Source organism: Melaminivora sp. (genome assembly GCF_032059615.1).
Lineage (GTDB): Bacteria > Pseudomonadota > Gammaproteobacteria > Burkholderiales > Burkholderiaceae_C > Melaminivora.
Genome location: NZ_DAMCAM010000084.1, coordinates 1 through 9050 on the forward strand (window position 1 = coordinate 1; position 9050 = coordinate 9050).

The 9050-nt window shown below is 68.6% G+C and carries 7 protein-coding genes and 1 riboswitch; of the genes, 4 read left to right on the forward strand and 3 right to left on the reverse strand.

All coding sequences use genetic code 11. From position 1 onward, the window contains the following. Window positions 1–189: 189 nt before the first annotated feature. Window positions 190–2859 (reverse strand): DUF349 domain-containing protein, encoded by a 2670-nt coding sequence (locus RT051_RS13685; protein ID WP_313077514.1) that lies wholly within the window; start codon window positions 2857–2859, stop codon window positions 190–192. Between the two features lie 766 nt (window positions 2860–3625). Between RT051_RS13685 and RT051_RS13690 the strand changes: the two genes are divergently transcribed. The 3 genes from RT051_RS13690 to nrdR all read left to right on the forward strand — a co-directional run bounded on the left by RT051_RS13690 (window position 3626) and on the right by nrdR (window position 6470). Continuing rightward, window positions 3626–4519 carry a lytic transglycosylase domain-containing protein gene (locus tag RT051_RS13690; protein ID WP_313077515.1) on the forward strand — a complete coding sequence of 298 codons (894 nt, stop codon included), beginning with the start codon at window positions 3626–3628 and terminating at the stop codon, window positions 4517–4519. A gap of 22 nt (window positions 4520–4541) precedes the next feature. Beyond that, window positions 4542–4701: riboswitch (ZMP/ZTP riboswitch) on the forward strand. 38 nt (window positions 4702–4739) lie between these two features. Beyond that, window positions 4740–5984, forward strand: a complete 1245-nt coding sequence (gene glyA, locus RT051_RS13695) for a serine hydroxymethyltransferase (RefSeq protein ID WP_313077516.1) — start codon at window positions 4740–4742, stop codon at window positions 5982–5984. A 36-nt stretch (window positions 5985–6020) separates the two neighbouring features. Beyond that, on the forward strand, window positions 6021–6470 hold the full coding sequence (nrdR, locus tag RT051_RS13700) for a transcriptional regulator NrdR (protein ID WP_313077517.1): 450 nt from the start codon (window positions 6021–6023) through the stop codon (window positions 6468–6470). Window positions 6471–6701: 231 nt separating this feature from the next. Here nrdR and aroC read toward each other — a convergent pair whose 3' ends face one another. Together aroC and RT051_RS13710 are read right to left on the reverse strand one after the other, a co-directional pair. Next, the gene (aroC, locus tag RT051_RS13705; protein WP_313077518.1) at window positions 6702–7799 is read right to left on the reverse strand and encodes a chorismate synthase; all 1098 of its coding nucleotides are present in this window, start codon (window positions 7797–7799) and stop codon (window positions 6702–6704) included. Window positions 7800–7900: 101 nt separating this feature from the next. Further along, window positions 7901–8365, reverse strand: a complete 465-nt coding sequence (locus tag RT051_RS13710) for a CBS domain-containing protein (RefSeq protein ID WP_313077519.1) — start codon at window positions 8363–8365, stop codon at window positions 7901–7903. Between the two features lie 96 nt (window positions 8366–8461). On the opposite strand from RT051_RS13710, the gene RT051_RS13715 reads away from it, so the two are divergent. Next, window positions 8462–9050, forward strand: a 589-nt coding sequence (locus tag RT051_RS13715) for a PLP-dependent transferase (RefSeq protein WP_313077520.1), incomplete at its 3' end; no start/stop codon positions are given.

The following is a 9050-nucleotide window of genomic DNA, read 5'->3' on the forward strand; positions in this document are numbered from 1 at the left end:
AGGTACTAGCGCTGAGAGGCGTGGAGGTTCGAGTCCTCTCCTGGGCACCAAAACATGAAAAAGCCGCTGATCTTTCGATCAGCGGCTTTTTTTCTTTTCTTCCACGGGCGGCAGAAGGCCTGTCCCGCCCTTGCCTGCCGCCGCGTACCGACCAGGCCTGCCCGGGCAGGCTTGGTCGGTACGGACCCATCACTTGCGCATCAGCGCCTTGAGAGCCGCCTGCAGCCGGCGCGCCTGCGCCTCGTCTGCGGCGCCGGCCAGCACCTGCGCGGCGTCCTGCTGCCAGGTCTGCTCGGGCGAGGGGTCGTTGCGGCGGGTGAGCAGCTGCAGCTGCAGCGCCCGGCGCGCGGCCAGCTGGTCACCGGGCGTGGGGACCTCGGCGGCAATCTCCAGGCGCAGCAGCGCCTGGCTCGCGTCCCCGGTGGCAGGGGCCGACAAGGCCTGCGCCCAGGCAGCGCGGGCCGCGGGCGACACCCGCCCCCCCAGCTCCTGCACCCCGGGCACCTGCGCGGCATCCCGGCTCTTCCAGGCCGACACCAGCTGCGTGAGGGCCTCGCCGTGCGCCTGTGCCGCAAGCTTGCGCAAGGCAGCCTGCGCCTGCTCCATGGCTTCGCGCTGGGCACGGAAGGCCGCGTCGCCCAGGCGCGGACCACGGGCCGCCATATCCTCGCCCCGTTCCCGCTCGCGCTCGCGGCCACGCCCGGGCGCACGACTATCGTCGCGGCCGCGGCGATCACGCGGGTCGGCGCCCCGCCCTGCGCGCGGCGGCTCCGCACCGCCGGCCGCCGGCCGGCGCGCACCCGGGCGGTCATCGCCGCGCACGGCAACGACCGGACGGGCCGGCACCGCCGGGGCGGGTGCAGGCGTGGGCGCTTCAACGGTTTCAGGTGCCTCGGTGTCCGCTCCGGTTGTCGTAGCAACCTCTCCTTGCGCGGTCTGGGCTTGCGCCGGTTTTTGTTCCTCTTCCTGGGTCGGCTGGGCCCGCAGCGCTGCGTCCAGCGCAGCCATGGCCGCGCGGATCTTCTGCGCGTCGCCCGATGCATTGGCGTCTTCCAGGGCCCGCGAGGCCTCCAGCACCGCCCGGTCGCGTGCGCTCATCTGCGCAACGCTCTGCTCGCGCGTGGCACTCTTGCGCGCAAAGGCCTCGTCGATGGGCTTGCGGAAGGCTTCCCAGAGTTTTTGTTCCTGGCGGCGGTCCAACGGCACGGCCTGTGCCTCGGCCTGCCAGCGCTGCTGCAGCGCGCGCACGGCGTCGATGCGCAGCACGGGTGCGCCGCCCAGCGCCTGGGCCTCGTCGATCATGGCGTGGCGCTGCTGCAGACTGGCCTTCTGCGCTGCCTCCAGCGGTGCGGCCGCGGCGGCCATGGCCTGCTTCCACAGGGGTTGCAGTTCGGCAAAGACTTTCTCGCTCACATGGCCGCCGGCGCGCCAGCGCTCGCCGAACTGGTGCAGCGCGCGCTGCGCCGCCTTCCAGTCGGGGGTCGCGGTGTCGGCCTGCGCCTGGCCCCAGGAGTTGATCTCCTCGATCAGCGCCTCGCGCTGGGCCCGGTGCTGGACGCTCTCCGAGCGCACCTTGTCCAGCCAGGCCTCGACCACCTTGTGCGCGGCGTTGCAGGCCTCGTCGAACCGCTTCCACAGCGCATGGTTGGCCGGGGCGCCCTGGTCGGCCTGCTTCCATTGCTCGCGCAGCTGGCGCAGGGTTTCCTGCATCTTGCGTCCGCCCAGGGCCTGGCCCTCGGGCCGGGCCAGCAGGCCCTCGGCACGCGCCACCAGTTCCTCGCGCAGCTGGTCGGCGCTCCAGCGCTGCCAGCCTTCGAGCTCGCCTGCCGCCACTAGGGCGGCATTCACCTTCTGCTCGAGTTCGCCGTCGATCAGCCGGCCATGGGTCTTGAGCACACCGCGCAGCGCAGTGGCGGCGTTGGCGCTGGCCTTGCCGTGGCCCTGGGCGGTTTCCTGCTCCAGCCGCGCCAGCGCCTCGCCCACCAGCTGCTGCGCTTTTTCGCGCTGCTGCGGATCGGTCTTGGGCCGGGCGGCGGCAGGGGGCGCGGCGCGGCCGGGCGCCTTGTCGGCCTCCGTGGGCAGGCCGCGCGCCTGGCGCAGCTCGTCGGCCCACACGGGCACGGGGGGCAGCTCGACCGACGCGTCCCCGGCGGCGGCCGAGGCCTGGCGCAGAGCCGACTGGAAAGCCTCCCAGACCAGCAGCAGCTGAGCGCGCGAGGCATCGAGCTGCGCGGGAAAACGCGGCTCCACGCTCGCCCAGGAGGCGTCGGCGGACAGCTCGTCGGCCTGCGCCTGCCAGCGCTGCACGTCGGCATCGAGCTGCTCCAGGGCCGCCTGCGCGTCCCTCCAGGGCTTGGTGGACAGCACCTCGATGCGCTGCGCCAGCAGCACGGCCACTTCGCGCTGCACCTGCACCCGGTGCTGCAGGTCCTCGATGGTCTTGACGCGCTCGGCCAGCTGGCCCTTGAGCTGCGACAGCGGCTCGCGCGACAGCGGCGCTCCGGCCTTGGCCGCGTCGCGCTGCCAGGCCAGGGCGTCGGCGATGTTCAGGCGCGGCGCGGCCAGCAGCGCCTCGGCCTTGCCGGCCCACTCGGCAGCGATGGCCTGCTGGGCCTGGGCGCGGCGCAGCTCCTCGATGCGTTCGCGCACCGCGCGCGCCGCGCCCTTGTCGCGCGCGCTCAGTTCCTTGAACACTTCCTGCAGCTGTTCCTGCGCGGGCTGGGTGGTCAGCCACTCACGGATGCGCGCAGCTCGCTCGCCGGAGGTGGGAGCAGAGAAGGCACCTCCCGTCAACGCGTCCAGGGGATGCGGCTCGCTGGCTTTGGCCGGGACCGGAGAAGTTTCAGGGACGTCGGACATCTTGTTGCGGGAAGAAAAGGGAAACATGGATGAATGGAAGGTCGGGCCCGTGCCTCGACCGGGGCGCTATTTTGGCCCGGTTTTGCCCGGCGCCCCCAAGGGTGGCCGGGCCACAAAAACGAAGGCCCGGGGCAAAGCACTCTGCCACCGGGCCCGGTGGCAGGCGCGACCGCCTTCTTGCCACCATTTTTGCGCTGCGGAGAGGATGGTCCGCCGCGCGGGAGGCAAGGGATTGCCTCCAGGGGGTGCCTCGGGTGGATGCGAGCGCTGCAAGCCCTTCTCGCGTTGCCTTCGGCAGGATGCCTGAACACGTCAGACGCCCGAAGGCTAGCAGAACCTACGGGTTTTTCCAACATGCGCTCCACGGCAGCGTCAGGGTCGTGGAACCTTGAACCAGAAGTTCGGTCCATACCCTTGATGTGTGTCAGCCCAGGGCTGTTTCCTGCTGCAATCCACAGATTTGATATGAATTTTTTGTATCAAAACACATGTCCTTAGTGTTGACGGTGAATTTTCGACACTTTTAGAATCCGCCAATTCACGACGACCCCGTAATAACCCTAGGGCACCTTTGCATCCTGCCCAGGGTTTGCAGCCGATCTCCGGCTCCGACAGTCCGCCAGGTCTCCGAGCGCCACGCGCCCGGTGTGCGGACTGAAATGGCAAACCGTCCTGGCGTGCGCGCCCGGACCCGCCGAGTCCCCGCGCCCCTCCCTGCTTTCAGGCGCCCCTCCCCTGTCGGGACTCGATGCAGAAAGGAAAAGCTATGACAGCTTCAGGAAGAGTGGTCGCCGGCGCGCGCACCTTTGCCGCCGATGTGGTCAGTGGTTTTCTGGCAGTCATCCACAGCAGCTTCGCACTGCTGGGACTCGCCGTGGCCTTTGCGGCCATCGCCCTGACCGCCCGGCCCGACCTGCGCCACGCTGGCGAGGCACGCCTGATGGGCTGGCTGCAATCGCGTCACGTGGTGCAGGCGCAGGCGGCGCCTGCGCCCGATGCGGCGCTGACGGCCTCGCTGACCGAACCGGTAGTGGCTGCCGCGGCGACGAGCGCGGCCGAGCCGCCGATCGCCATCAATCCGCGCGAGTTGCCGCGCGAGCAGGCGGCCGTGGCCTACTGGCTGAGCAAGAAGTACCGCGTTGCTCCCGAGCCGGTCGCAGCCCTGGTGAATGAAGCGTACGACCTGGGCAAGCGCACCAAGCTCGACCCGACCCTGATCCTGGCCATCGTCGCCATCGAGTCGAGCTTCAACCCGTTTGCGCAAAGCGCCGTGGGCGCACAGGGCCTGATGCAGGTCATGACGCGCATCCATACAGACAAATACGAGGATGTGGGCGGCCACCTTGCCGCCTTCAATCCGGTGACCAACCTGCGCGTGGGCGTCAAGGTGCTGCAGGAATGCATCGCCCGCGCCGGCTCGCTGGAAGGGGGCCTGCGCTACTACGTGGGCGCGGCCAACCTGCCCAGCGACGGAGGCTATGCCGCCAAGGTGCTCGCCGAGCACTTCCGCCTGCGCCAGGTGGCCGGCACGCGCGCTGCCGCCTCCGCCCAGGCGCGCCCCGTGCTCTCCACCCAGGGCCCGGCCGCTGCAGAGACGGCCGTGCCGTCCGCCGCCCTGCCGGCCGGCACCGACAAGGTGGCCCTGCTGGCCGGCGCCTGAAAGCGCACCCCTCGGCTACACTAGCCGGGTACGCAACTGGCGATAGGCGCGGCCCTCCACGGACCGCCGCTGACGTGGAAATCCCGCAGGAGACACTGCCGCTCTTCCTGCCAACCACTGGGAAGCGTACCGCGCGGACCCTGGCGTCCGGACGCGATCCGTCGTTCGCCTGGGCAGCCCTCGGAACCCCCGAAGGCCAGACGTTCATCTGACCGCCACCATGTACCAACGCAACATTCTTGTCGAACAAACCGACCCCGAGGTGTGGGCCGCCATCCAGGCCGAAGACCGCCGCCAGGAAGAGCACATCGAGCTGATCGCCAGCGAAAACTACGCCTCGCCCGCCGTCATGGCTGCACAGGGCTCCCAGCTGACCAACAAGTACGCCGAGGGCTACCCCGGCAAGCGCTACTACGGCGGCTGCGAGAACGTGGACGTGATCGAGCAGCTGGCCATCGACCGCATCAAGCAGCTGTTTGGCGCCGAAGCCGCCAACGTGCAGCCCAACTCGGGCTCGCAGGCCAACCAGGCCGTGCTGATGGCGTTTTGCAAGCCCGGCGACACCCTCCTGGGCATGAGTCTGGCCGAAGGCGGCCACCTCACGCACGGCATGCCGCTGAACATGAGCGGCAAGTGGTTCAACGTGGTCTCGTACGGCCTGGACGAGCGCGAAGAGATCGACTACGAGGCGATGGAGGCCAAGGCGCGCGAGCACAAGCCCAGGGTCATCATCGCCGGCGCCTCGGCCTACGCGCTGCGCATCGATTTCGAGCGCTTCGCGAAAATCGCCAGGGAAGTGGGCGCCATTTTCTGGGTGGACATCGCGCACTACGCCGGCCTGGTGGTGGCGGGCGAATACCCCAACCCGGTCCCTTACGCCGACGTGGTGACATCGACCACGCACAAGAGCCTGCGCGGCCCGCGCGGCGGCATCATCCTCATGAAGGCCGAGCATGAGAAGGCACTCAACTCGGCCATCTTCCCCGGCCTGCAAGGCGGCCCGCTGGAGCACGTCATCGCCGCCAAGGCCGTGGCCTTCAAGGAGGCACTGGAGCCCGGCTTCAAGCAGTACCAGCAGCAGGTGGTGAAGAACGCCAGGGTCTTTGCCGACACGCTGATCGAGCGCGGCCTGCGCATCGTCAGCGGCCGCACGGAAAGCCACGTCATGCTGGTGGACCTGCGCGCCAAGGGCATCACCGGCAAGGAAGCCGAGGCCGCCCTGGGCAAAGCCCACATCACCATCAACAAGAACGCCATTCCAAACGACCCGGAAAAGCCCATGGTGACGAGCGGCATCCGCGTGGGCACGCCGGCCATCACCACGCGCGGCTTCAAGGAAGAGGAAACGCGCCAGACGGCCAACCTGCTGGCCGACGTGCTGGAGCACCCGCACGACGAGGAGCACCTGGCCGCCGTGCGCGCGAAGGTGCACGCACTGACCAGCCGCTTCCCGGTCTATCGCTGACCGTTCCGGGCGCTTTCCTCCACAGCGACGCGGACCATGAAGTGCCCTTTCTGCAGCCACCCCGACACGCAGGTCGCCGAGACCCGCGTGTCCGAGGATGGCACGCTGGTGCGCCGGCGCCGGCGCTGCGCGGCTTGCGACAAGCGCTTCACCACCTACGAGCGGCCGGAGGTGAACTTTCCGGCCATCGTGAAAAAGGATGGCCGGCGCGTGGACTACGACCGTGCCAAGCTGCTCGCGTCGTTTCAGCTGGCGCTGCGCAAGCGCCCGGTGAGTACGCTGCAGATCGACAGCGCCATCGAGCGCATCGAGGAGCGGCTCCTGCACCTGGGCGAGCGCGAGCTGCTGTCGAGCAACCTGGGCGAACTGGTCATGCGCGAATTGCAAAAGCTCGACAAGGTGGCCTATGTGCGCTTTGCCAGCGTCTATCGCAGCTTCGAGGACGTGGACGAATTCCGTGCGCTGGTGGACGAGGTAGGGAAATAGGCTGCTACTCTTTCAGTAGCTGACGGCCGTTGCCCTGCGTGGGTTGCGGCCGTTTTTATTTGAAACTGGGTGGCGCCTGGTGGGCATGATGGCGTCGGGCGGGATGGGGCTGGCCCTCACCCCTGCCCTCTCCCAGGGGGAGAGGGAGCAAGAAGGGAAGGCGACGCCATGGGGCGGGATGGGGCCGGCCCTCGCATCCTTTCACAGAGAGAAAAGGGGCAAAAGCGCCCTTCAGACGTTGCTGGCGGGGATCGGCCCCACGGCCTGGGCCACGTCGCCGCACTGCGCCCGGTGGCGCAGCGTGTGGTCCATGAGCACCAGCGCCAGCAGCGCCTCGGCGATCGGCGCGGCGCGGATGCCGACGCAGGGGTCATGCCGGCCCTTGGTCACCACATCAACGCTGTGGCCGTCGACGTCGATGGACTGGCGCGGGCTGATGATGGAGCTGGTCGGCTTGATGGCCAGGCTCACCTCGATGTCCTGACCCGTGCTGAGGCCGCCCAGGATGCCGCCAGCATGGTTGCTGGCAAAGCCCTGCGGCGTGAGCGAGTCGCCATGCACCGTGCCGCGCTGCGCCGCGCTGGCGAAGCCGGCGCCGATCTCCACGCCCTTGACGGCGTTCAGGCCCATCATGGCGTGGGCAATATCGGCATCCAGCCGGTCGTACAGCGGTTCGCCCAGGCCGACGGGCACGCCGCTGGCCTGCACGCGGATGCGCGCGCCGCAGGAGTCGCCGGCCTTGCGCAGCGCGTCCATGTAGTCCTCATACTGCGCAACGTCTGCCACAGGGGCGAAGAACGGGTTGTGCGGCACGTGTTCCCAGGTCTCGAAGGGGATGGGCAGCTCGCCCAGCTGCGTCATGCAGGCGCGAAACCGGGTGCCGAACTGTTCCTGCAGCCACTTCCTGGCAACGGCGCCGGCAGCCACCGTGGGGGCCGTCAGGCGCGCCGACGAGCGCCCGCCGCCGCGCGGGTCGCGCAGGCCGTACTTGTGCCAATAGGTGTAGTCGGCGTGGCCCGGGCGAAAACTCTGGGCAATGGCGCCGTAGTCCTTGCTGCGCTGATCCTGGTTGCGGATCAACAGGGCAATGGGCGTGCCAGTGGTGCGGCCCTCATAGACGCCCGAGAGGATTTCCACGGCGTCAGGCTCATTGCGCTGGGTGACATGGCGGCTGGTGCCGGGGCGGCGGCGGTCCAGGTCGCGCTGGATGTCGGCTTCGGACAGCTCCATGCCCGGCGGGCAGCCGTCGATCACGCAGCCGATGGCTGGGCCGTGGGACTCACCGAAGTTGGTGACGCAAAACAGGGTGCCTAGGGTGTTGCCGCTCATAGTGGAGCGGGATTATCGCCGACCGTTGGCGCTACTTAAAATGTAGCTGTCAGTCCTGTATTGGTGCGGGTTTTATGCGTGTTTCATAAAAAACAGGCCACTCAACCCGCCTGATCGGACGGCTGCGATTTTTCCTCCGGCCAATCTCGGATGTAGGCCTTGAGCAGCTTGTTCTCGAAGTTCTGGCTGTCCACCACCGCCTTGGCGACGTCGTAGAAGCTGATCACGCCCATCAGCATGCGGTTTTCCATCACCGGCATGTAGCGCGCATGGCAGCCCAGCATCATGCGGCGCACCTCGTCCATGTCGGTCTCCAACGTGCAGGTCACGGGCGCGTCGTCCATGGCGGTGCGCACCAGCATGGTGCCGACGCTGCCGCCGTTCCTGGCCAGCACCTGGTTGATCTCGCGGAAGGTGAGCATGCCCACCAGGTCGCCGTATTCCATGACGATCAGCGAGCCGATGTCGCGCTCGGCCATGGTCTGCACGGCCTGCGCCAGCGGTTCGCCCGGTGTCACGGTGTAGAGGGTGTTGCCTTTGAGGCGCAGGATGTCGCTGACTTTCATGGTGTCTCGCAAGGGGCAGTGAGGCCGGCCGGGCCGGAAGCGCTCGGGAAAATATAGCCCACAATCCCCCGCGCATTGACCACTTTGGAGACACGGATGCCCGGATATTCCGACCCCGGCTTCGACACGCTCGCGCTGCACGCGGGCAGTCGGCCGGACCCGACCACCGGCGCGCGTGCCACGCCGCTGTACCTGACGACCTCGTTCGTGTTCGAGTCCAGCGACCACGCCGCCTCGCTGTTCAACCTGGAGCGCCCCGGCCACGTCTATAGCCGCCTGAGCAACCCGACCACCGACGTGCTGGAGCAGCGCGTCACGGCCCTCGAAGGCGGCGTGGGCGCGATCGCAACCGCCAGCGGCCAGGCCGCGCTGCACCTGGCCGTGGCGACGCTGATGGGCGCGGGCGGGCACATCGTCGCCAGCACCGCGCTGTACGGTGGCTCGCAGAACCTGTTGCACTACACGCTGCGCCGCTTCGGCATCGAGACGACCTTCGTCAAGCCCGGTGACATCGACGGCTGGCGCGCCGCCATCCGGCCCGAAACGCGCCTGCTGCTGGGCGAGACCGTGGGCAATCCGGGTATGGAAGTGCTGGACATTCCCACCATCGCGCAGATCGCCGAGGACGCGGGCGTGCCGCTGCTGGTGGACTCGACCCTGACCTCGCCCTGGCTGATCAAGCCCT